Below are 23385 nucleotides of genomic sequence, written 5' to 3'. Positions count from 1 at the left end.
TTCGAAATCACTTTAGCGGATCGCCGCGAGCGCCTTCTGCCGCCGCCGCTGCACCGAGCTGCCGATGCCGATCGCCTCGCGATATTTGGCGACGGTCCGCCGGGCGAGGTCGAAGCCCTTTTCCTTCAGCAGATCGACCAGCGTGTCGTCGGACAGGATCGCGGATGGGTCCTCCGCGTCCACCAGCGCCCGGATCTGGGCCTTCACCGCTTCGGCGGACACCGCGCCGCCGCCATCCGAGGAAGCGACGCCGGAGGTGAAGAAATATTTCAGCTCGAACGTGCCGCGCGCGCAGTTCAGATATTTGTTGGCGGTCACCCGGCTCACGGTCGATTCATGCATTTCGATGGCTTCGGCCACTTCGCGCAGCGTGAGCGGCTTGAGCGCGGAGACGCCGTGGCGGAAAAAGCCTTCCTGCTGCTTCACGATTTCCCGCGCCACCTTCAGGATCGTCTTCTGGCGCTGGTCGAGCGCCCGCAGCAGCCAGTTGGCGTCGGCCAGCTTCTCGTTCAGCCATGCGCGCGAGGACTTGTCCTCGCACGATCCGCGCAGCTCCAGATAATAGCTGCGATTGACGCACAGCCGGGGCAGGGTGGCGGGGTTGATCGCGATGTCCCAGCCCCCGCCGGCGGCCTGCACCAGTATATCGGGCACGACCGGCGCCCCCGCCGTCTCCTTGCCGAAGCGCAGGCCGGGCTTGGGATCGTAGCCGCGCAGCTCCGCCAGCATGTCGGCGAAATCCTCGTCATCGACATTGCAGATCCGGCGCAGCTGCTTGAGATTGCCCTTGGCGATCAGGTCGAGATTGTCGATCAGGCTCGCCATGCAGGGGTCGTAGCGATCCGCTTCCCTGGCTTGCAGGGCCAGGCATTCCGCGAGATTGCGGGCGCCCACCCCGGTCGGGTCGAGGGACTGGACCGCAGCCAGCGCCGCCTCGACCATGGCCAGCGGCGCATCGAGTTCCCCCGCCACATGGCGCAGGTCGGCGGTGAGATAGCCGGTGTCGTCGAGCAGGCCGATCAGGTAGCGGGCAATGAAGGCAATGTCTTCGTCGGCCGCGACCGCGCCGATCTGGTTGAGCAGGTGCTCGGTCAGGGTGAGCGGCCCCTGCCCGCGCTCCTCTATCGAGAAACCTTCTCCATTCGCTTCGGAACGCTGCTCCGCGCCGAGGCGAAGATCCGCGACAAGTCCCGTATCGGCATCGCCATGCAGCGCGGAAAATTCGACATCCAGCGGCGGCTCCGCGTCGTTCGGCCCGGTTTCCAGCAAGCGGTCGACCCCCGTTTCCACCGCATCGACAGGCGCATCCGCCGCTTCCCGGTCGGCCGACAGGTCGCTGTCCGGAAGTTCGGGGACCGCTCCCTCCGCCTCGCCCAGTTCGAGCAGCGGATTGGCTTCCAGCGCTTCGCTTACGAAGGCCTCGATCTCCAGGTTGGAGAGCGCCAGCAGCTTGATCGCCTGCTGGAGCTGTGGCGTCATCACCAGCGACTGGCTTTGCCGCAGGTCGAGGCGCGGCCCGAAATTCATGGGAGCTTGCCCGGTTCCGGGCGAACGCATGGCCCGGCGAAACAGGGGTGGGGCGGTCTGGTGCCGGGCGCCGGGCTCGACGAGGTCGAGGCCGGACTAACGCCATTCATAAGGTGAAGCTTTCACCGAGATAGAGCCGGCGCACATTCTCGTCCGCGACCAGTTCCTGCGGGCTGCCCGCGAACAGCACCTGGCCGCCGTAGATGATGCAGGCGCGATCCACGATGTCGAGCGTTTCGCGCACATTGTGGTCCGTGATGAGCACGCCGATACCGCGCTCCTTCAGGTCGATCACGAGGTGGCGGATATCGGCGATCGAAAGCGGGTCGATCCCGGCGAAGGGTTCGTCCAGCAGCATGATGGAAGGCTTCGCCGCCAGCGCGCGGGCGATCTCGCAGCGCCGCCGCTCGCCGCCGGAGAGGGCCATGGCGGGGCTGACGCGCAGCCGCGCAAGCCCGAATTCGTCCAGCAGCCGCTCAAGCTCCGACCGGCGGACATCCTCTTCCGGCTCCACCATTTCGAGCACGCTGGCGATGTTCTGTTCCACCGTCATGCCCCGGAAGATCGAGGTTTCCTGCGGCAGATAGCCGAGGCCGAGGATCGCGCGGCGATACATCGGCAGGTTGGTGACATCGACCCCGTCCATCAGGATGCGGCCGCTGTCCGGCCGCACGAGGCCCATGATCGAATAGAAGCAGGTGGTCTTGCCCGCGCCGTTGGGGCCGAGCAGGCCCAGCACCTCGCCCTTGGCCACCGACAGCGAGATGTCGGTGAGCACGGCGCGCTTGTCGTAGCTCTTGGCGATGGAGATGACCTCCAGCCCGCCCTGGGGGACGGGGGGAGCTGCCTTGGAAAGCGTTTCCGCCGGATCGAGGCGGTTGGGATCGTCAAGGACATTCATCGGCATTGCCTTAGCACTTGTCCGCGAACAAAAAACCCCCGAGCGATACAAATTGGCAGGATTCATGCATGGCCGGGTGGAAATGCGGCGGAACAATGAAACGAAAAAGGCACGGCCGGGTTGAATATGACGATTCGCGGTGGAATAGTCCGATCCGCAAAACGGAGAGAATGCATGGGAAAGGCGCTGCCGCGCATCAGACCTGCCAATTGCCGGAAAGCGCCGCCGCCCGACTGGCGCCCTGACTGGCGCAAGGCGATGAGCGACAATATAGCCCGGGCGCTGCTGGTTTACGCCGTCCTGCAGATTTTCCTCACCATGTCGACCGCCAGCGCCGGGGGCAGTACGCTGTTGCCCTATCTGACCCTGGGCTTGCTGGTGGCGGGCGTGATCCCCGCCTCGCGCATCATGGAGCGCCGCTGGGAACGGCTCACCGATCAGGAAGCCGCCGATCCCGGCCGCGCCCGGGCGTTCCGGCGCGACCGATGGCTGGTGTGGCTGGTCGCCCTGGGGCTGCCCTTCGTGGTGGTGGGCCTGTATCGGGCGGTGCTGCTGCTTGGCTGATACGTCTTCGGCCTTGGCATCCGGCGCGCAAGGGGGCTAGGGCGGGGGGTTGCCGATGATTTTTTCCGTAAGGAGCATCCCCGATGTTTGACCTGGCCCGGGCGCAGGAGCGCTGCGGTGCATTGATCGATTGCGCGCGCTGGTTCGGCGCGGATGGCGCCGACGCCATTGCGATCGGGAGCGCATCCGAAAGCGTCCAGGTCCGGCTCGGCAAGCTGGAGGATGTGGAACGCTCCGAGAGCGAGCAGGTCGGCCTGCGGGTGTTCGTGGGGCAGCGCTCGGCCTCGATCCAGGCCACCGACCTCAGCGATGGCGCGCTGGGCGAGCTGGCGGAACGGGCGGTGGCGATGGCCAGGGCCGCGCCGGAGGACCCCTTCGCCGGGCTGGCGGACGAAGCCCTGCTGATGCGGGGCCAGCAGCTCAATCTCGATCTGTGCGATGCGGGCGAGCCGCGCCCCGAGCAATTGCGCGCGCTTGCCGAGGAAGCGGAAGACGCCGCCCGCGCGGTTGCGGGGGTGACGAACAGCGAAGGCGGCAGCGCCAGCTTCGGCCGTTCGCTGGTGGCGCTGGCGACCAGCCATGGCTTTTCCGGCGCTTACGAAGGCAGCAGCCACGGCTTGAGCGCCAGCGTGGTCGCGGGCAATGGCGGCAATATGCAGCGCGACTATGCCTGGCGGCAGACGCGCCATGCCGCCGACCTGCCGTCGGGCGCCGAGATCGGCCGGCTGGCGGGCGAAAGGGCGGTGGCCCGGCTCGATCCGGGCCGGCTGGCCAGCGGGACGATGCCGGTGGTGTTCGATCCGCGCGTGGGCGGCAGCCTGATCGGCCATCTGATTTCCGCCATGGCGGGCCCGGCGATCGCCCGGCGCTCGAGCTTCCTGCTGGAACGGCTGGATGAAGTGCTGTTCGATCCTGCGATCCGTATCGTCGATCAGCCGCATCTGCTGCGCGGGCTGCGGTCCCGGCCCTTCGACGGCGAGGGCCTGCTCACCGCGCCGCGCGATCTGGTGGCGGACGGAAGGATCACCGGCTGGCTGGCCGAATCGGCATCCGCCCGGCAGCTCGGCATTGCCCCGACCGGCCATGCTTCGCGCGGGAGCAGCGGAGCGCCCGGCGTTTCCGCGAGCAATGTGCATATGGAGCCGGGGGCGGCTTCACGGGACGAACTGATCGCCGACATTGCCGATGGCGTGCTGGTGACCGAACTGATCGGGCACGGCGTGAACGGCGTGACCGGGGATTACAGCCGGGGCGCGTCCGGCTTTCGCATCGTCAACGGCGAAATCGCCGGGCCGGTCGCGGAATTTACCGTGGCGGGCAATCTGGTCGACATGTTCCGGGCGCTGACCCCGGCCAGCGACCTGGAATGGCATCAGTCGATCAATGTGCCGACGCTGCGGGTGGACGGGATGACGGTCGCGGGCGATTGACGCCTGCCGTCGCTTCCGAATCGTCTTTCCCGGCAATGCCGCCGGGGCGGCAGGCTCAGGCGGATTTTCTGGCGCGTTCGATCGCTTCGATCACCACCTGGCGCGCTTCGCTCGCCCCGCCCCAGGTGCCGATGCGGACCCATTTTTCCGCTTCGAGATCCTTGTAGTGGGTGAAGAAGTGCTCGATCTGCTTGAACAGGATTTCGGGCAGGTCGTCCTTCTCTTCCACGTCGGTGTAATAGGGGAAGGTGGAATCGACCGGCACGCAGACCAGCTTCTCGTCGCCGCCGTGCTCGTCCTCGAGGTTCAGCACCGCGATCGGGCGGGCGCGCACGACGCAGCCCGGAACGAAGGGCGAGCGTGCGACCACCAGCGCGTCGAGCGGGTCCCCGTCGGGCGAAAGCGTGTGCGGCACGAAGCCGTAATTGGCGGGATAGCGCATCGGCGTGTGCAGGATGCGATCGACGAACAGCGCGCCGGACGCCTTGTCGAATTCATATTTCACGGGTTCGCCGCCAACCGGCACTTCGATGACGACATTGAGGCTTTCGGGCGGGTTGTCGCCGGCGGGGATCAGATCGATACGCATGGGGCGGGCCTCTAGCGTCCGGCGCGGCGCGCGCCAAGCGCAAATTGCTGCGTTGCAAAAAAGTCGCCGGCCATTGCGGATTTCCGGTCCACGGCCTAATCGCGCGCGATCATGGGCACACAAACACCCCAAGCCATCCGTGGCACGCAGGATATCTTCGGCGCCGAGGCCGAGGCCTTCGCTTTCGTGGTCGAAACCTTCGAGCGGGTGCGCAAGCTCTACCGCTTCCGCCGGGTCGAAATGCCGGTGTTCGAAAAGACCGCGGTGTTCTCGCGCTCGCTCGGCGAGACGACCGATGTGGTGTCCAAGGAAATGTATTCCTTCGAGGATCGCGGCGGCGAATCGCTCACCCTCAGGCCGGAGTTCACGGCGGGGATCGCGCGGGCCTATCTGACGGACGGCTGGCAGCAGCATGTGCCGCTGAAGGTCGCCACCCATGGGCCGCTGTTCCGCTATGAGCGCCCGCAGAAGGGCCGCTACCGCCAGTTCCACCAGATCGACGCGGAGATCATCGGTGCGGGCGAGCCGCAGGCCGATGTCGAGCTGCTGGTGATGGCCGACCAGCTCTTGAAGGAGCTGGGCGTCGCGGACGGCGTGACCCTGCAGCTCAACACGCTGGGCGACGCGGAGAGCCGGGAAGCCTGGCGGCTGGCGCTGATCGAATATTTCCGCGCGCACAAGGCCGATTTGTCCGAAGACAGCCAGGACCGGCTGGAACGCAATCCACTGCGCATCCTCGATTCCAAGGACCCGCGCGACAGGCCGTTCACGGCGGAAGCGCCGAAGATCGACGATTACCTGAACCAGGAAGCGCAGGATTTCTTCGGCAAGGTCACGGCCGGGCTGGATGCGGCGGGCGTGGCCTGGACCCGCGCGCCGGCGCTGGTGCGCGGGCTGGATTATTACCGCCATACCGCCTTCGAATTCGTGACCGACCGGCTCGGCGCGCAAGGCACGGTGCTGGGCGGCGGGCGCTATGACGGGCTGATCGAGACGCTGGGCGGGCCGCATACTCCGGCGGTCGGCTGGGCGGCCGGGATCGAGCGGCTGGCGATGCTGGTCGAAGGTGCCGGTGAGGGTGCCCCGACAGTCGTTGTTGTTGCCGAGAACACGGAACGCGAGATTGACGCACTGGAAGTTGTCGTTCGCCTGCGCCGGGCCGGCATCAGTGCCGAAATCTTCGCAACGGGCAGCCCGCGCAAACGGTATGATCGGGCACGAAAGCTCAATTCCGATTTCCTGTTTTCGCTGGATTTTCGCGATGGGGTTCCTGTGAACACTGCGAAGCCTCTGGCTGGCAAAGTAGCAACGGGCGAAATTCAAGCCATCTTTGATTCCATCAAGTAACCATCGTGTTTAGCCCAGACTCCTCTACCCCATCGTCATCCCCGCGGAAGCGGGGAGCCAGTTGCGTTCCTGGTTGCTGGGTTCCCGCTTTCGCGGGAATGACGAGCGTGTGGGCCTGAGCGCATGACCATCCCAGACGAGCGCCTTGTCCAGATCGCCGCGCGCTTTGCCGAGATCGAGGCGCGGCTCGCCTCCGGCACGCTGGAAGGCGACGCCTTCGTCGCCGCCAGCCGCGATTATGCGGAGCTGGAGCCGGTCGCGAAGATCGCCGAGGACGTGCGCACCATGCGCGGCGAGCTGGCCGGGCTGGAGGCGCTGGACGATAGCGATCCGGAGATGAAGGCGCTGGCCGAGGAAGAGATCGGAAGGCTGAAATCGGCGCTGCCCGAGGCCGAGCGCAAGCTGGCCGTGGCGATGCTGCCGCGCGATTCCGCCGATGCCCGCCCGGCCATGCTGGAAATCCGCGCCGGGACCGGCGGGGACGAGGCCGCGCTGTTCGCCGCGGACCTGTTCCGCATGTATGAGCGCTACGCCGCCGAGCAGGGCTGGCGGGTCGAGACGATCAGCGTGAACGCTTCCGACATCGGCGGCTTCAAGGAAGTGGTCGCCAATGTCGCGGGGCAGGGCGTGTTCGCCAGGCTCAAGTTCGAAAGCGGGGTGCATCGCGTGCAGCGCGTGCCCGTCACCGAAAGCGGCGGGCGCATCCATACCTCCGCCGCGACCGTCGCAGTTCTGCCCGAGCCGGACGAGGTCGATGTCCAGATCGACGACAAGGATCTCAAGATCGACATCTATCGGGCCTCGGGCGCGGGCGGGCAGCATGTCAACACCACGGATTCGGCCGTGCGCATCACCCATCTGCCCACCGGGATCGTGGTCACGCAGCAGGACGAGCGCAGCCAGCACAAGAACCGGGCCAAGGCGATGCAGGTGCTGCGCGCCCGGCTGTATGATCTCAAGCGCGAGCAGGCGCATGGCGCCGAGGCCGAGGCGCGCCGCGCGATGGTGGGTTCCGGCGACCGTTCCGAACGAATCCGCACCTATAATTTCCCGCAAGGGCGCGTGACCGACCACCGGATCAACCTGACCCTGCATCGCCTGCCCGAGATTCTGGAAGGGCCGGGGCTGGGCGAACTGATCGACGCGCTGATCGCGGAAGACGAAGCCAAGCGGCTGGCCGCGCTGGGCGCATGACAGCGCGGGCAGGGCCGAAGCAGACCGTCACCCAGGCCCTGCGTGAGGCGGCCGGGAGCCTCGCCCCCACCAGCGATACCGCACGGCTGGATGCCGAATTGCTGATGGCCCATGCCCTGGGCGTTTCCCGTTCGGACCTGCTGCTGCGCCATGGCGGCGATCCGGTTCCGGAAGATTTTGCCCCCTTGCTGGCGCGCCGCCTGAATCACGAGCCGGTCGCCTATATTCTCGGCCGTCAGGAATTTTACGGGCGCACATTCCGGGTCGGGCCGGAGGTGCTGATCCCCCGCGCCGACAGCGAATCGGTGATTGCCGCCGCGCTGGAAGCCATGCCGCAGCCGCGCCGGGTGCTGGATTGCGGCACGGGATCGGGGGCCCTGCTGCTCACGCTGCTGGCGGAATGCGGGGAAGCGGAGGGAATCGGGATCGACCGTTCTTCCGGCGCGGTGGCGCTTGCGCGGGAAAATGCGGATGCGCTGGGCCTTTCCGGCCGGGCGCGGCTGATCGAGCGGGACTGGACCCGGCCCGGCTGGGCCTCCGATCTCGGCCCATTCGACCTGATCCTGGCCAATCCGCCCTATGTGGAGAGCGGGGCGCGGCTTGCGCCGTCGGTCCATCTGCATGAGCCGGCGGGGGCGCTGTTCGCGGGGCCTGAGGGGCTGGATGACTATCGCATCCTGATTCCGCAACTGCCCGCGCTGCTCGAGCCTTGCGGCTGCGCGGTCCTGGAAATCGGGGCGAGCCAGAGCGCCGCCGTGGCGGCCATGGCGGCGGATGCGGGGTTTTCCGTGGAGATGAGACGGGACCTTGGCGCGCGCCCTCGCGCACTTTTGCTGCGATTTGGTCTTGGCAAAGCGGTTATTGATCACTAGTTAGGGACGTGACCGATGGATGGATGATTTTCCCCTCCGGTTGGTCAAGATCCAACATTTGCACATCCTTGCGTGGGCGGGGGCCTTCGCTAAATCTGCAGATGAAGGGCCCATGACTGGGCTACTGGCCATGGCGCGGGAATGTGCGATCGAAAGGGTTGGTTCCCTGCCGGTCTCGATTGAGGATAGAATTTCCCTTGAACAACAATCGTAACAATCGCCGCAGGGGTCGCGGCAATAATCGTTCGCAGGGCGGCAACCAAGTCAACCGGATCGACAGCCGCGCGCGGGGCAATGCACCCCAGTTGCTGGAAAAATACAGGAAGCTGGCACATGACGCCTCGCTCAACGGGGATCGTGTGCAGGCGGAGTATTATCTCCAGTTCGCCGATCACTATTTCCGGGTGATTGCCGATGGCCGTGCCCGGCAGGAAGAGCAGCGCGCGCGCCGCGAGGAAGAACGCTTTCAGCCGGGCGATTCGCAGTCCGACGAATATGACGACGACGGCAGCTATGACAGCCCGCCGCCGCGTGGGCGCGGGCGCGCTGAACCGCGCGAAACCGGGCCTGCCGTCGAGGATGCGGAAGATGTCGAGCAGGCTGAGGACGGCGTGCCGGGCGTATCCTATGAACCGGCCGACAATCCCTTCATTCGCCGCAATACGCGCACCCGGACCAATACCCGGCGCCGTCAGCCGGCCGAAGAGGCTGCGGAGGAAGGGGAATCCGGCGACCAGCCGACCCTTGCGCTCGATCCTTCGTCCCTGCCGCCCCCTATCGGCGCAAGCGATAGCGAAGCCGAGGAAAAGCCGGCGCCGCGCAAGCGTGCGCCCCGCCGTCCCCGGGCCGCGCCGGTCGAGAATGATGGCGAACCGCTGGAAAAGGCCGGCTGATCGCGGGCTTGCTTGCGGATCGTTCCGTTTCCGCGAATAGGACAGTCATTCGGCAGGCCGGAAAGCCCGCTTGCCTGGCGGCGGCCTTGCGGCCAAATGCAGGGCGATGAACAGGGCGGCTTCCGTATTCGCATGGCTTGAGACGCATCCGCGCTGGAGCGCGCTGGGGCTTGGCGCCCTGGCCGCGCTCGGCTTTCGCCCGCTGGCGCTATGGCCGCTCACGCTGCTTGCGATGGCGGGCCTGCTCGCCCTGACGATGCGCACCGAACGCCGCCGTGACGCGGCGCTGCTCGGCTGGCTGTTCGGCCTTGCCCATTTCACGCTCGGCAACAACTGGATCGCCACGGCCTTTACCTATCAGGCCGAAATGCCCGCGCTGCTGGGCTGGGCGGCGGTTCCTCTCCTCTCGCTCTATCTTGCGGTCTACCCCGCGTTCGCCGCCCTTGCCGCGCGAATGATCGCCGGGAACAGGCTGGGCTGGCCGGCCGTGCTGGCTTTCGCCGGGTGCTGGATCGTCAGCGAATGGCTGCGCGGCTGGGTGTTCACCGGCTATCCGTGGAATCCGCTGGGCGCGGTCCTGCTGGGCGGGTTCCATTCCCAGGGCGTTGCCGCGCTGCTGCCGTGGCTGGGAACCTACGCCTTGTCGGGACTGGCGGTTCTGTTGCCGGGGGCCGGTCTTCTGCTGGCGCTGGGCCGCCGCATGGTGCCGCTCGGCGCCCTTGTGGCGCTGCTCGTCGCTGCCATGCATTCGCCCGCGGGCAAGGGGCGCGAAGGCCATTTGCCGGTCACGCTGGTCCAGCCGGACTTCCGGCAGGAAGAGCTGAACGATCCGCGTTTCTTCGAAGCCCAGTTCGCCACGATCGCGCGGCTGAGCCTGCCGCTGGAGCCGGCAGGGCATCGCCTGGTGGTCTGGCCGGAATCCGGCCTGCCCGACTATTTGCAGGACGGTTATCCGCAGCGCTATTACGACCAGATGACGGCGGGCGGCGATCCGGCGTTCGCGCGGGCCAGGGTCGGCCGGGTTATCGGCACGGGCGGCCTGTTGCTGACCGGCACGGTGGATCTGGAAATCGCCGGGGGCAAGGCGGTGGGCGCCTATAATGCGGTCACCGCGCTCGATCATGCGGGCGGGATTCGCGGCAGCTATGCCAAGGCGCACCTCGTTCCCTATGGCGAATATCTTGCGCTGCGCTGGCTGCTGGAGCCGCTCGGCGCGAGCAGGCTGGTTGCCGGAGCCTTCGATTTCATTCCGGGGCCAGGCCCGCGCACGCTGGACCTGGGGCAGTGGGGCAAGGTGGGTCCGCAGATCTGCTATGAGATCATCTTTTCCGGCCACGTCGTCGATCGCGCCCATCGGCCGGATTATATCTACAATCCATCGAATGACGGCTGGTTCGGCAGTTGGGGGCCGCCGCAGCATCTCGCCCAGGCGCGGATGCGGGCGATCGAGGAAGGGCTGCCGGTGCTGCGCGCGACCACGACCGGCATCAGCGCGATCATCGATGCGCGCGGGATAGTGCGGCATCATGCCCCGATGCGCGAGGCGCGGCGGATCGACGCGACGGTGCCGCCAGCCGCCGCGCCGACCCCCTTTTCGAGACTGGGAAATCTCCTTCCGCTGGCATGGGCCGCGTTGCTTATCTCTACCGCGCTGGTTGCCACGCTTCGAGCGCGCCGCTAGAGCGCCCAGACATATCAGCGTAACCCTTGCCAAGGAGCCGCAGTTCGATGCGTGCCAATTATCTGTTTACGTCGGAGAGTGTTTCTGAGGGTCATCCGGACAAGGTCGCGGACCAGATTTCGGATGCGATCGTCGATCTGTTCCTGTCGAAGGACCCCGAAGCCCGCATTGCCTGCGAGACCCTGACGACGACCCAGCTGGTCGTCCTGGCCGGGGAAATCCGCTGCAAGGGCGTGTATGAGGATGGGGCATGGGCGCCCGGCGCGCAGGAAGAGATCGAAGCCGCCGTTCGCCAAACGGTGAAGCGGATCGGTTACGAGCAGGACGGCTTCCACTGGGAAACGCTGCGCTTCGAGAACAATCTGCATGGCCAGTCGGCCCATATCGCCCAGGGCGTGGACGCCAACGGCAACAAGGACGAAGGCGCGGGCGACCAGGGCATCATGTTCGGCTTCGCCTGCGACGAAACGCCGGATCTCATGCCGGCCACGCTGGATTACAGCCACAAGATCCTGCAGCGCATGGCGGCTGACCGCCATTCCGGCGCGGCTCCCTTCCTGGAGCCGGATGCCAAGAGCCAGGTGACCCTGCGTTTTCAGGACGGCAAGCCGGCGGCGGCGACCGCCATCGTCGTCTCCACCCAGCACGCCCCCGGCTATGACGATGGCGACAACGAAGCCGTATTGAAATCCTACGTGAAGCAGGTGGTGGCCGATGTCCTTCCGGCCGGGCTGCTTTCGGATGAGACGGTCTATCACATCAACCCTACCGGCAGCTTCGAGATCGGCGGCCCGGATGGCGACGCCGGCCTGACCGGGCGCAAGATCATCGTCGATACCTATGGCGGCGCGGCCCCGCATGGCGGCGGCGCGTTCTCGGGCAAGGACCCGACCAAGGTGGACCGTTCGGCCGCCTATGTCGCGCGCTATCTGGCGAAGAATGTGGTTGCGGCCGGCCTCGCCACGCGCTGCACCATCCAGCTCAGCTATGCGATCGGGGTGTCGCGCCCGCTTTCGCTCTATGTGGACACGCACGGCACCGGCACGGCCGGCGATGAGGCTCTGGAGGCCGCGATCGCCGTGGTGGCGGAGGAGAAGCTGGGCGGGCTTACCCCGCGCGGCATCCGCCTGGGGCTGGGCCTGAACCGGCCGATCTATTCCAGCACGGCCGCCTATGGGCACTTCGGCCGCAAGGCCGAGGGCGATTTGTTCCCTTGGGAAAAGATCGACCTGATCGACGCGATCAAGTCCGCGCTGTCCCGCTGATCTTCCGATTATCGTTGGCTTGGGCTGGAGGCGCCGTCTCCGGCCCATTTGTGCTGCACTGCAAAATCAAACTTGGTTGCATTGCAACAGGGCTGGGCGGTAATTTCCACAGATGTCAGCAGGATTTGTAATTTTTCATTGGATTTTCAATGAACAACAGATTAATTGCAAAATTTGCAACTAACCATGTGTTTTTCGCACTTGCGGAATCAGGTCGGATGAATCATAAAGAACCTGCCTTTCAGGCATCCTCTCCCAAAACTTCCACGGCCCGGTCGGCAACGACCGGGCCTTTTTTTATCCGCGCTAGGTCCTGACCCTGGATAGCGCGTGAATCCGTTCCGCGTGACCCTGCCGCGTTCTGCTTTAACGCTTTTTCCATCACCGCGCGTTTGCAATACGCCCGAAGCGTTCCTAGCTTGGCGGACGGAACGACGCCCGAAATCGAGGGAGCTGGCGAATGGCGGATGCAGAAGCGGCAACATTGAGCAAGGATACGGTCCGCCTGCAGGTCGCCGCAGCCCGGCAGGAAGAAAGCGGCCAGGGCATTGCCCGCATGCCCAAGACGGCCTTTGCCGCGCTGGGCATCGCCGAAGGCGATGTGGTGGAGATCACGGGCAAGCGGGCCACCGCCGCGATCGCCTTTCCCGCCTATGCCGAGGATCAGAGCCTGGACGTGGTCCGGCTGGATGGCCTCCAGCGCGGCAATGCGCAGACCGGCTCGGGCGACCATGTCCTGATCCGCAAGGCCGAATCGCGCCCCGCCACCCGCGTGGTCTTCGCGCCGGCCCAGCGCGAGATGCGGCTGCAAGGGCCCCCAAATGCGCTGAAGCGCAACTTCTTCCGCAAGCCGCTTGTCGCGGGCGATCTGGTGGCGACCACCGGCCAGCAGCCCGTCACGGACATGCCCCCTGGCGTGCAGCGCTTCTTCAATTCGCCCGCCTATGCCCTGACCCAGATCCGGCTGCAGGTGATCGCCACCACGCCCAAGGGCATCGTCCATATCGACGAGGATACGGAAGTCGAGCTGCGCACCGAGTTCGAGGAACCGCGCGACGGCCGCGGCCTGGTCAATTACGACGATGTCGGCGGGATGGGTGAGACGATCCGCCAGTTGCGCGAGATGGTCGAGCTGCCGCTGCGCTATCCCGAACTGTTCACCCGGCTCGGCGTCGATCCGCCCAAGGGCGTGCTGCTGCATGGCCCGCCGGGCACCGGCAAGACCCGGCTGGCGCAGGCCGTCGCCAATGAAAGCGACGCGGAGTTCTTCACCATCAACGGCCCCGAGATCATGGGGTCGGGCTATGGCGAAAGCGAGAAGCGCCTGCGTGAAGTGTTCGAGCAGGCTTCCCGCGCCGCGCCGTCCATCATTTTCATCGACGAGATCGATTCGATCGCGCCCAAGCGCACCCAGGTGCCGGGCGAGGCGGAGAAGCGGCTGGTCGCCCAGCTGCTGACCCTGATGGACGGGCTGGAAAGCCGCGCCAATCTGGTGGTCATCGCGGCCACCAACCGCCCGGACGCCATCGACGAGGCCTTGCGCCGCCCCGGCCGCTTCGACCGCGAGATCGTGATCGGCGTGCCGGACGAGAATGGCCGGCGCGAGATTCTGGCGATCCACACCCGGGGCATGCCCCTGGGCGAGGGCGTCGATTTGAAGGAACTGGCCCGCACCACCCACGGTTTCGTGGGGGCGGACATTGCCGCGCTCGCGCGCGAGGCCGCGATAGAGGCGGTGCGGCGCTTCATGCCCAAGCTCGATCTGGAAGCGCAGACGGTTCCGCCCGAAGTGCTGGAGGAGCTTTGCGTCACGCGCGAGGATTTCCTCGCGGCGCTCAAGCGGGTGCAGCCCAGCGCCATGCGCGAGGTGATGGTGCAGGTGCCGGATATCGGCTGGTCCGATATCGGCGGCCTGGCCGACGCCCAGACCAAGCTCAAGGAAGGCGTCGAGCTGCCGCTGCGCAATCCGGAAGCGTTCCGCAGGCTGGGCATCCGCGCCGCCAAGGGCTTCCTGCTCTATGGCCCGCCGGGCACCGGCAAGACCTTGCTGGCCAAGGCGGTCGCGAAGGAAGCGGAAGCCAATTTCATCTCGATCAAAAGCTCCGACCTGCTCAGCAAGTGGTATGGCGAAAGCGAACAGCAGATTTCCCGTCTGTTCGCGCGCGCGCGCCAGGTGGCCCCATGCGTGGTGTTCATCGACGAGATCGACAGCCTCGTCCCCGCGCGCGGCTCGGGCACGGCCGAGCCGCAGGTCACGGCGCGGGTGGTCAACACCATCCTGGCCGAAATGGACGGGCTGGAGGAACTCCAGTCGGTCGTGCTGATCGGCGCGACCAACCGGCCCGCACTGGTGGACCCCGCGCTGCTGAGGCCGGGCCGCTTCGACGAGCTGGTCTATGTCGGAACGCCGGACAAGGAAGGGCGCGAGCATATCCTGAAGATCCACACCAGGGCCATGCCGCTGGCGGGCGATGTCGATCTTGCGGGAATCTCGGATCGGACCGAGCGCTATACCGGCGCGGATCTGGAAGATGTGGTGCGCCGCGCGGGCCTCAACGCCATCAGGCGGGCGGGCGAGGCGGTGGACCAGGTCACGGCGGCCGATTTCAGCGAGGCTCTCGAGGATTCGCGGGCAACGGTGACCGCCGAAATGGAAGCCGAATATGCGAAGATGAAGGGCGAGTTGAAGAAGCGTGCCGCCGAGGTCAATCCGATCGGCTTCATCGCGCCCGGCATGGTGGAACCGACACGGGAAAAGAAGCACGGCTGATCCGTTTCGCGCAGGGCCGGGGCATTCCCGGCCCTGTGTGTGGACCCTGAGCCAGCTCGGTGCCGGCCTTGTATCGGGAAGCCGGTGCGTCTGGCGCCCTTGCCAGTCACTCCTTCAAGGGAAATGCGATCCGCACCCTCGCGCCTTCGGTTTCGAAGCGGCGTTCGATCGAGCCTTGCAATTGCCGCGCCGCGCTGGCCATCAGCAGGCTGCCGAAGCCTTCCTTGCCGGCCGGCTTGCACGGCTCGGAGCAGGTTTCGACCCATTCGAGCACGAGTTCCGCTCCATCGACTTCGTGGCGCCAGCGCACATCCACGGCGCCCGCGTGGTTCCAGGCGCCATATTTGACGGCGTTGGTGGTCAGTTCATGCAGGACAAGGCCGAGCGGCGTGACCTTGGATGAAGGGAGAATCGTGTCCGGCCCTTCGATCACGCAGTCTCCTTCCTCGCTGCGATAGGGCGCCACCGTCATTTCCACGAGGGTGGCAAGATCCGCCACCGGACGATTGGGCACGCCTTGCGTCACTTCCTGGGCCGTCAGCAAGGCCTGGACCCGCTGGGCGATGCGGTCGGTCACATCCTTTGCCTCCGGCTCGTGGCGCGCGCTCATCCGGATGATGGCGAGGATCATCGCGAACAGGTTCTTGACGCGATGGTTCAATTCGCGCGCCAGCAGGTCGGCCCGGTCATGCGCTTCCCGCAACGCCTTTGCATTCGCCTCCGCCGCCTCGGCCCGCGCCGCGCGGCCGGTCTGCCAGAGTCCGAGCGCAAGCGCGGCCAGCATCAGCACGGTCAGAAAGCTGAGCAGGGGCAGGAGGCGCGCTTCCGCCGCGGCGGTATGGGCCACGGCCCGGTCCAGAATCCCCTGTTCGATCACTTCCATTTCCCGCAGCGAGCGCCGCAGGCGATTCATCACTTCCTGGCCTTCGTCGGTGAGGAGCTTGCGCTGGGCCGCGACCAGCTCTCCCCGCTCGATCATCCCGACCGATTCTTCCATTTCGGCGAACTTCGTCTCGGCGAGGCGCTGGATCTCCGAGAACAGCGCTTGCTGCCGGGGCGTCGCCCCGTCGTTCAGCAGCGCGCGGAGGCGGCGCAGCGCGGGTTGGTATTGTTCGCGGCCGACGCGATAGGGGTCCAGATAGCGGCGGTCGAGAGTGATGAAATATCCGCGCTGGCCGGTTTCGGCATTGACCGCGGCCCGGCTTACGTTCCGCAGTTCGAGCAGGATTTCGCTGGTCTTGCGGACCTGCACCCGCGCGGCGCGCTCCATCTCGACCGTTTCGAACACCAGGAGCAGGGCGCCGATCAGGGACATGCCGATCAGCGCGAACAGCGCCAATGCGGATTTGCCGGGCATGGCGGGCCATTTGCGCAAGGGCGCGATGCCCGCATGTCCCGCATCCTTTTCGGCCAGTGCAGGGTCAGGCATGGGGCAGCGGCATCACGGCAGGAGAGAGAGTGTCATTCAATCGGCGATCCTCGGGGGCAAGAACCCATTGAGCCAATCGGCCCGGGCGGTTCGTGGGCGGGAGAAAGGCAGGGAAAACCGCGCGGTGCGGCTCTTCCCCAGGCAAGCGGTTCCTAGTGCGCTGCATCCCAGCTGCGTCCTGTCCCGATTTCCACGCCCAGCGGCACGCTCAGCTCCATAGCCGGACCGGCGGCCTGCGCCATCACTTGTGCGATGATCGGAGAGGCCGCGGCTACGTCGCTCTCGGGCAGCTCGAACACCAGCTCGTCATGCACTTGCAGCAGCATCCGCACATGTCCGAGGCCGGCAAGCTCGAGCGCGGGCATCATGCGGGCCATCGCTCGCTTGATGATGTCGGCGCTGGTTCCCTGGATCGGCGCATTGATCGCCGCCCGTTCGCTGCCCTGGCGTTCCGCCTGGTTCTTCGAGTTGATCCGGGGGAACCACGTCTTGCGGCCGAACAGGGTTTCCGAATAGCCCCGTTCCCGCACATTCTCGAGCGTGGCCACGATATAGCGCTGGATGCCGGGAAATCTCTCGAAATAGCGGTCGATCATGGCCTGCGCCTCGTCCGGCTCGACTTTCAGGCGCGTGGCCAGGCCCCAGCGGCTGATGCCGTAGAGGATGGCGAAATTGATGGTCTTGGCGCGGGCCCTTGTATCCCGGTCGACATGGCCGAACATTTCCTCCGCGGTGCGGGCATGAATATCCTGACCCGCCGCGAAGGCTTCCTTCAGGGTCGGCACGTCCGCGATATGCGCGGCGAGGCGCAGTTCGATCTGGCTGTAGTCCGCGGCCAGCAGGACATTGCCCGGCTCGGGAACGAAGGCCTCGCGGATCTGGCGCCCGATCGCGGTGCGGATCGGGATATTCTGCAGGTTGGGGTCGGTGGAGGAAAGCCGCCCGGTTTGCGCGCCGACCAGGCTGTAGCTGGTGTGGACCCGGCCCGTATCGGGGTTGATCGCGGCCTGCAGCGCATCGGTGTAGGTCGATTTGAGCTTGGCTAGCTGGCGCCAGTCCAGCACCTTGGTGGCGACCTCGGCCCCTTGCGCGGCCAGCTTTTCGAGCACGGCCTGATCGGTCGAATACTGGCCGCTCTTGCCCTTGCGCGCGCCCTTGTAGCCCATCTTCTCGAACAGGATGTCGCCCAGCTGCTTGGGGCTGCCGATGGTGAACTCCTGCCCGCAGCATTCGTATATTTCGCGCTCCAGTTCCCGGATGGCCTGCTCGAATTCGGATGAAAGCCGGGCCAGCCGCTCGCGGTCCACCCTGATTCCATGGCGTTCCATCGCGGCGACGACGGGGATGAGAGGGCGGTCGATCCGCTCGTACACGCGCGTGCCGCCCTCGACCGCCAGGCGCGGCCTGAGGTGGCGATGCAGCCGCCAGGTGACATCGGCGTCCTCGGCGGCATATTCGGTCGCGCGGTCGAGCGGGACCTGGCCGAACGGGATCGCCTTCTTGCCGGTCCCGCAGATGTCCTTGAAGGTCAGGGTGGTGTGCCCGAGATGGCGTTCGGATAATTCGTCCATGCCGTGCCCGCCGCCGATCCCCTGCTCCGCCCGCCCGGCATCCAGCGCGAAGCTGACGATCATGGTGTCGTCCACCGGGGCCAGGGCGATCCCGTGGCGGGCAAAGACATTGATGTCGTATTTGATGTTCTGTCCGACCTTGAGGACCCTATCGGATTCCAGCAGCGGCTTGAGCATCGCCAGCGCCGTCTCCAGCGGCACCTGTTCCGGGCGTTCCGACAGCAGATCGTGGCCGCCATGCCCGAGCGGGATGTAGCAGGCGTCGTTCGGCCCCAGAGCCAGGCTTGCCCCTGCCAGCTCGGCCCGCATCGCATCCAGCGAACTTGTCTCGGTATCCACCGCCACCGTCCGGGCCGCGAAGGCGCGTTCGATCCACCGCGCCAGGGCTTGCTCGCTCTGCACGCATTCGTAGCTTTTGCGGTCCACGGCCGGCATGGCGAGCGGCGCCGGCTTGCCCGGCTCCGCCAGGGGCGCCGCCGCTCCGTTCACAGGCTTGGGCGGATGAAGCTCGGTCGCTTTGCCCGGAGCGCCGGAGCCGTTGTCGAGCCTGCGCAGCAGGCTGGTGAAGCCGTGCGCTTCGAGGAAGGCGGCAAGCGGTTCCCGGGGGATTTCGCCCAATGCGAAATCCTCCAGCGCGATCGGCAATGCGCAATCCTGCTTCAGCTCGACCAGCACGCGGCTCAGGCGCGCCATTTCCGCTTCCTCGATCAGCCTCTCGCGCATCTTGGAAGGTTTCATGTCCTGCGCGGCGGCCAGCGCGCTTTCCAGATCGCCATAATCCTGGATCAGCTTGGTCGCGGTCTTCGGGCCAATGCCCCGGATGCCGGGAATATTATCGACCGAATCGCCCATCAGGGCGAGCACGTCGCCGACCTTTTCGGGCGGCACGCCGAATTTCTCGACGACTTCGGGAATGCCGATCCGCTGATTCTTCATCGTGTCCAGCATGTCGATCGTGCCGCCGCCCTCCACATGCTGGCCGACGAGCTGCATCAGATCCTTGTCGGACGACACGATGGTCACGTCCCAGCCCTGGCGGATGGCCTCGCGGGCGTAGGAAGCGATCAGATCGTCGGCTTCCAGATCGTCTTCCTCGATGCAGGCCAGGCTGAAGGCGCGGGTGGCATCGCGAATCAGCGGGAATTGCGGGACCAGATCCTCCGGCGGCGGGGGGCGATTGGCCTTGTACTGGTCGTACAGGGCATTGCGGAAGGAGGTGGAGCCCTTGTCCAGAATCACCGCGAGATGGCTGGGTCCGTCCGCCTGATGCAGGTCCGCCGCCAGTTTCCACAACATCGTGGTGTATCCGTAGACCGCGCCCACCGGCGTTCCTTGCGGATTGGTGAGGGGGGGCAGACGGTGATAGGCGCGGAAGATATATGCCGACCCGTCGACAAGATAGAGATGCTGCTTTTCGGCCATGGTGCTCTCGTAGCAGCGCGGGGTCGGGAAATCAGCCGATTTAATCGCTTGCCCGCCCCGCCCGGCGATCGTCACGATTTGGTCGCATTCTTCTGGAAAGGAGAACCCGGGTTTCGGAATCCGGGGGCGTATCGGTCTGTGCAGGCCGTAAAAGCCTGTGCAGCGAACACCCTTGCATCGCGTTCGATTGGCGATTATCTGTGCGCCCGAAGTCTGCATGCAGTAGCAGGCTTTGCGTACGGCGGCTTGCCGTGCGTAGTCCACTCGCTGTTAAGGATTACTATTCATGCGCAAGATCGTTCTCGCTGCTGCCGCTGCCGGCGCTGCCCTGACTCTCGCTGCCTGCTCGGAAAAGACCGAAGAAGCAGCTCAGGAAACCGCTGACTCCGCGCTGGCCGACGCCGACGCCGCTGCTTCTGAAGCTGCCGACGCCGCCGCCACCGCCACCGACGCTGCAACCGACGCCGCCGCTGCCGCTACCGACGCTGCTGCTGCCGCCACCGACGCTGCTGCCGCTGCCGCTACCGACGCTGCCAGTGCCGCCGCGAGCCCGGCTGCTGCTGAGTGATCGTCTGATCAACTTGCAAACGGAAGGGGCGCGGCCTGGGGGCCGCGCCCTTTTTGTTTGAGGATCGGGCGGATTGCAAAGGCGGGAGCAGTTCCGCGCCTTGCCCGGCTGTCCGATCATGCCTTCCTGAATCCGGGCGAGTATCCGCCCCGGCGGGCCGAACGGCCGTTCGCGGATCAGGACGAATGCTGAACGGGGCACGGCAAGCCAAGGTGCCGCATCCCGGCGCTTGCAGGCAATCCATCAGCTTTTCATTGGCGCCGGTTCAGCCAGCCGCGCTGGAGCATGGCTCGCCTCGCGAGTGATTTCGAGGCAGGCGGAAGCACTTGCTGACCCGGAAATCGCGGAAAACAGGTATTCCAGCCTCGTTCCGGTTCGACCGGAACCAGTGCCGGGCGTCAGTAGCGCGCGTTGACCCAGTTCTTGGTCGATCCGCCTTCCGCCGCATAGCTATCGTAAAGCGCGCGGGCGATCTGGGCGATGCGCTCTTCCCGCGCCGGGCGCGAGCCCTGGCCGGTCACATAGATGGCAATCGCCACGGGCCGTCCGTCCGGCATCTGGATGATGCCGATATCGCTCGACGTATTGTTCAGCGACCCGGTCTTGTGGGCGACATAGGCGCCCGCCGGGAGCAGGGCGGGAATGCGGCGCTTGCCGGTGCGGCAGCGCTCCATCGCCCCGATGATGACCCGGCGGCTTTCCGCGGAAAGCCAGCGCCCCTGATGTATCCCGGCCAGCAGTGTGATCATCGCCTGCGGCGTGGCGCTGTCGCGCTGGTCGATATAGGTCGCGGGGTCGAACTCCCCATCGTCGCGCACCAGCGTCGCGATGTCGCGGCTCAACTGGAAATTGTCGATCCCGGCATTGCGGACCCAGCGGTTCACGGCATCCGGCCCGCCGACGGCGGCGAGCAGGGCGTCCGTGGCCGGGTTGCTGCTGCGCGTGATCATCAGCTCGATCAATTCATGCGCAGGCAGCATGGTGCCTGCATTGACCGGCGCGATCTTGCTGCTGAAAGGCCTGGATGCGACCGGGACCATCAGCGGGAAGCGGTCGCTCAGCGACCATTTTCCCTTGTCCACCCCTTCCAGGAAGGTCGCCGCGATGGCGATCTTGCTGGTGCTGGCCATGGGAAAGCGCTGGTCGCCGAGAATGGAGAATTCGCGCCCGGTCGAAAGGTCGAGCGCGGCCACGCCGATCCGGCCCCTGTCCCCATTGGCGGTGAGCGCGAGCCGCCTTTCGGCGGCATCCGAATAGATCGAGCTGTAACTGCGCGGCGCGCGCAGCTCGGTGCCGAGAGTATTGTCGAATGCGGCTTCGAAATCGTCGCGTGCCGCGGCCTGCGCCGATGCAAGCACGGTTGCACCCAGCGCAAGCGTTGCGAAAAAGCGCCTGAAGCGGTTTGCTGCCCGGAATTTCATTGGCTTACCCTACCCGTCCCAAGGTTATCGTAGACTTAACAGTGCTCTTACGATGAAGGCAATCTATGCTGCGATGAACGGAAGGAGGTTGGGCGACGAAAGGCCCCTCACGTGCGATCTGGCGAGTCGCGCCGCCGGTTTTTTGTGCGGTTTCGCACATAAGTGCATGGAAACCGGGCGAAAGAAAGCCGGGCCGAAGCAGAAAGGCGGGGGCTGGGCGGGCCTCGGCCCATGAACGAAAAGGGCCGGGGAATTTCCCCGGCCCTTCCCTTGCAGCTGGAAGCAGGCGGCGGGCTTAGAAGCCCATTCCGCCCATGCCACCCATGTCCGGCATCGGCGGAGCGGCGGGCTTGTCCTCGGCCCTTTCGCTGATCGCCGCTTCGGTGGTGATCAGCAGGCCGGCGACGGAAGCCGCGTCCTGCAGCGCGGTGCGCACGACCTTGGTCGGGTCGATCACGCCGGCGGCCGCCAGGTTCTCATAGACGTCGGTCGAGGCATTGAAGCCCAGGCTGTCGTCATTGCCGTCGATCAGCTTGCCGGCGACGACGGCGCCGTCATGGCCCGCGTTCTCGGCGATCTGGCGGACCGGAGCCTGCAGCGCGCGGCGAACGATGTCGATGCCGCGGGTCTGGTCGTCATTGACGCCCTTGACGCCCTCGAGCGCCTTGGTCGCATAGAGCAGGGCAGTGCCGCCGCCGGGGACGATGCCTTCCTCAACCGCGGCGCGGGTCGCATGCAGCGCGTCGTCGACGCGGTCCTTGCGCTCCTTCACCTCGATTTCGGTGGCGCCGCCGACCTTGATCACGGCCACGCCGCCAGCCAGCTTGGCCAGGCGTTCCTGCAGCTTCTCGCGGTCGTAGTCGCTGGTGGTGGTTTCGATCTGGGCGCGGATCTGCTCGACCCGGGCCTTGATGTCTTCCGCATTGCCGGCGCCGTCGACGATGGTGGTGTTGTCCTTGTCGATGGTCACCTTCTTGGCTTCGCCGAGCATGGTGACGGTCACGTTCTCGAGCTTGATGCCGAGATCCTCGGAGATCATCTCGCCGGCGGTCAGCGTGGCGATATCGCCCAGCATGGCCTTGCGGCGATCGCCGAAGCCCGGAGCCTTCACCGCCGCGACCTTGAGGCCGCCGCGCAGCTTGTTGACCACCAGAGTGGCCAGCGCCTCGCCTTCGATGTCCTCGGCGATGATCAGCAGCGGACGGCCGCTCTGGACCACCGCTTCGAGGATCGGAAGCATCGACTGCAGGTTCGACAGCTTCTTCTCGTGGATGAGAATATACGGATTCTCGAGTTCCACGGTCATCTTGTCGGGGTTGGTGACGAAATAGGGGCTGAGGTAGCCGCGGTCGAACTGCATGCCTTCAACGACATCCAGCTCGAATTCGAGGCCCTTGGCTTCCTCGACGGTGATGACGCCTTCCTTGCCGACCTTTTCCATGGCTTCGGCGATCTTCTCGCCGACTTCCTTGTCGCCATTGGCGGAAATGATGCCGACCTGGGCGATCTCGTTGGAACCGGCAACCGCCTTCGAGCGGTTCTGCAGATCCGCGACGACCTTGGTGACGGCGAGGTCGATGCCGCGCTTGAGGTCCATCGGGTTCATGCCGGCGGCGACCGACTTCATGCCTTCGCGCACGATCGCCTGGGCCAGAACGGTGGCGGTGGTGGTGCCGTCGCCGGCCGTGTCGTTCGCCTTGGAGGCGACTTCACGGATCATCTGGGCGCCCATGTTCTCGAACTTGTCCTTCAGTTCGATTTCCTTGGCGACGGTGACGCCGTCCTTGGTGATGCGGGGAGCGCCGAAGCTCTTGTCGATCACGACATTGCGGCCCTTGGGGCCGAGCGTGACCTTGACGGCATTGGCCAGCGTATCCACGCCGGACAGAATGCGTTCGCGTGCGTCACGCGAAAATTTCACGTCCTTGGCAGCCATTGAAA

Annotated in this window: 17 protein-coding genes; 10 read left to right on the top strand and 7 right to left on the bottom strand. The window is 65.9% G+C overall.

The window, feature by feature from the left end; translation table 11 throughout:
- Nucleotides 1–12 precede the first annotated feature (12 nt).
- Both rpoN and lptB read right to left on the bottom strand, forming a co-directional pair.
- Nucleotides 13–1527, bottom strand: a complete 1515-nt coding sequence (gene rpoN, locus U8326_RS12045; protein WP_324740564.1) for an RNA polymerase factor sigma-54 — start codon at nt 1525–1527, stop codon at nt 13–15.
- A gap of 106 nt (nt 1528–1633) precedes the next feature.
- A complete protein-coding gene (gene lptB / locus U8326_RS12040; RefSeq protein ID WP_324740563.1) occupies nt 1634–2428 on the bottom strand; it encodes an LPS export ABC transporter ATP-binding protein in 795 nt (264 codons plus the stop codon).
- A gap of 174 nt (nt 2429–2602) precedes the next feature.
- Here lptB and U8326_RS12035 point away from each other — a divergent pair, with 174 nt between their 5' ends.
- Nucleotides 2603–2992, top strand: coding sequence for a hypothetical protein (locus U8326_RS12035; protein WP_324740562.1), 390 nt, complete (start codon nt 2603–2605; stop codon nt 2990–2992).
- A gap of 83 nt (nt 2993–3075) precedes the next feature.
- Entirely contained in the window at nt 3076–4422 is a 1347-nt protein-coding gene (locus U8326_RS12030) for a TldD/PmbA family protein (RefSeq protein WP_324740561.1), read from the top strand.
- A 55-nt stretch (nt 4423–4477) separates the two neighbouring features.
- Here U8326_RS12030 and ppa read toward each other — a convergent pair whose 3' ends face one another.
- Nucleotides 4478–5011 carry an inorganic diphosphatase gene (ppa, locus tag U8326_RS12025; protein ID WP_324740560.1) on the bottom strand — a complete coding sequence of 178 codons (534 nt, stop codon included), beginning with the start codon at nt 5009–5011 and terminating at the stop codon, nt 4478–4480.
- 111 nt (nt 5012–5122) lie between these two features.
- Here ppa and hisS point away from each other — a divergent pair, with 111 nt between their 5' ends.
- From hisS to U8326_RS11990, 7 genes are all read left to right on the top strand, one after another.
- A complete protein-coding gene (hisS, locus tag U8326_RS12020; RefSeq protein WP_324740559.1) occupies nt 5123–6358 on the top strand; it encodes a histidine--tRNA ligase in 1236 nt (411 codons plus the stop codon).
- Nucleotides 6359–6481: 123 nt separating this feature from the next.
- A complete protein-coding gene (gene prfA, locus U8326_RS12015) occupies nt 6482–7552 on the top strand; it encodes a peptide chain release factor 1 (RefSeq protein ID WP_324740558.1) in 1071 nt (356 codons plus the stop codon).
- Entirely contained in the window at nt 7549–8424 is an 876-nt protein-coding gene (gene prmC / locus U8326_RS12010) for a peptide chain release factor N(5)-glutamine methyltransferase (RefSeq protein WP_324740557.1), read from the top strand. Before prfA ends, prmC begins: the two co-directional genes overlap by 4 nt.
- 197 nt (nt 8425–8621) lie before the next feature.
- On the top strand, nt 8622–9317 hold the full coding sequence (locus U8326_RS12005; protein WP_324740556.1) for a DUF4167 domain-containing protein: 696 nt from the start codon (nt 8622–8624) through the stop codon (nt 9315–9317).
- A gap of 106 nt (nt 9318–9423) precedes the next feature.
- Nucleotides 9424–10998 (top strand): apolipoprotein N-acyltransferase, encoded by a 1575-nt coding sequence (gene lnt, locus U8326_RS12000; protein WP_324740555.1) that lies wholly within the window; start codon nt 9424–9426, stop codon nt 10996–10998.
- A gap of 47 nt (nt 10999–11045) precedes the next feature.
- A complete protein-coding gene (gene metK / locus U8326_RS11995) occupies nt 11046–12263 on the top strand; it encodes a methionine adenosyltransferase (protein ID WP_324740554.1) in 1218 nt (405 codons plus the stop codon).
- A 460-nt stretch (nt 12264–12723) separates the two neighbouring features.
- A complete protein-coding gene (locus U8326_RS11990; protein ID WP_324740553.1) occupies nt 12724–15033 on the top strand; it encodes a CDC48 family AAA ATPase in 2310 nt (769 codons plus the stop codon).
- A gap of 106 nt (nt 15034–15139) precedes the next feature.
- Here the strand turns inward: U8326_RS11990 and U8326_RS11985 are convergent, their stop codons facing one another.
- A complete protein-coding gene (locus U8326_RS11985) occupies nt 15140–16462 on the bottom strand; it encodes a CHASE3 domain-containing protein (RefSeq protein ID WP_324740552.1) in 1323 nt (440 codons plus the stop codon).
- 152 nt (nt 16463–16614) lie between these two features.
- Entirely contained in the window at nt 16615–19455 is a 2841-nt protein-coding gene (gene polA, locus U8326_RS11980; RefSeq protein ID WP_324743594.1) for a DNA polymerase I, read from the bottom strand.
- 286 nt (nt 19456–19741) lie between these two features.
- Here polA and U8326_RS11975 point away from each other — a divergent pair, with 286 nt between their 5' ends.
- Complete coding sequence (locus tag U8326_RS11975; RefSeq protein ID WP_324740551.1) at nt 19742–20023, top strand: hypothetical protein; 282 nt, start codon at nt 19742–19744, stop codon at nt 20021–20023.
- A gap of 398 nt (nt 20024–20421) precedes the next feature.
- Here the strand turns inward: U8326_RS11975 and U8326_RS11970 are convergent, their stop codons facing one another.
- Nucleotides 20422–21444, bottom strand: coding sequence for a serine hydrolase (locus tag U8326_RS11970; RefSeq protein ID WP_324740550.1), 1023 nt, complete (start codon nt 21442–21444; stop codon nt 20422–20424).
- Between the two features lie 295 nt (nt 21445–21739).
- Nucleotides 21740–23380 carry a chaperonin GroEL gene (gene groL, locus U8326_RS11965; RefSeq protein WP_324740549.1) on the bottom strand — a complete coding sequence of 547 codons (1641 nt, stop codon included), beginning with the start codon at nt 23378–23380 and terminating at the stop codon, nt 21740–21742.
- Nucleotides 23381–23385: the final 5 nt, after the last annotated feature.

The sequence above is a fragment of the Tsuneonella sp. CC-YZS046 genome (assembly GCF_035581365.1).
Lineage (GTDB): Bacteria > Pseudomonadota > Alphaproteobacteria > Sphingomonadales > Sphingomonadaceae > JAWKXU01.
This window is presented reverse-complemented; position numbering and strand designations above follow the sequence as displayed.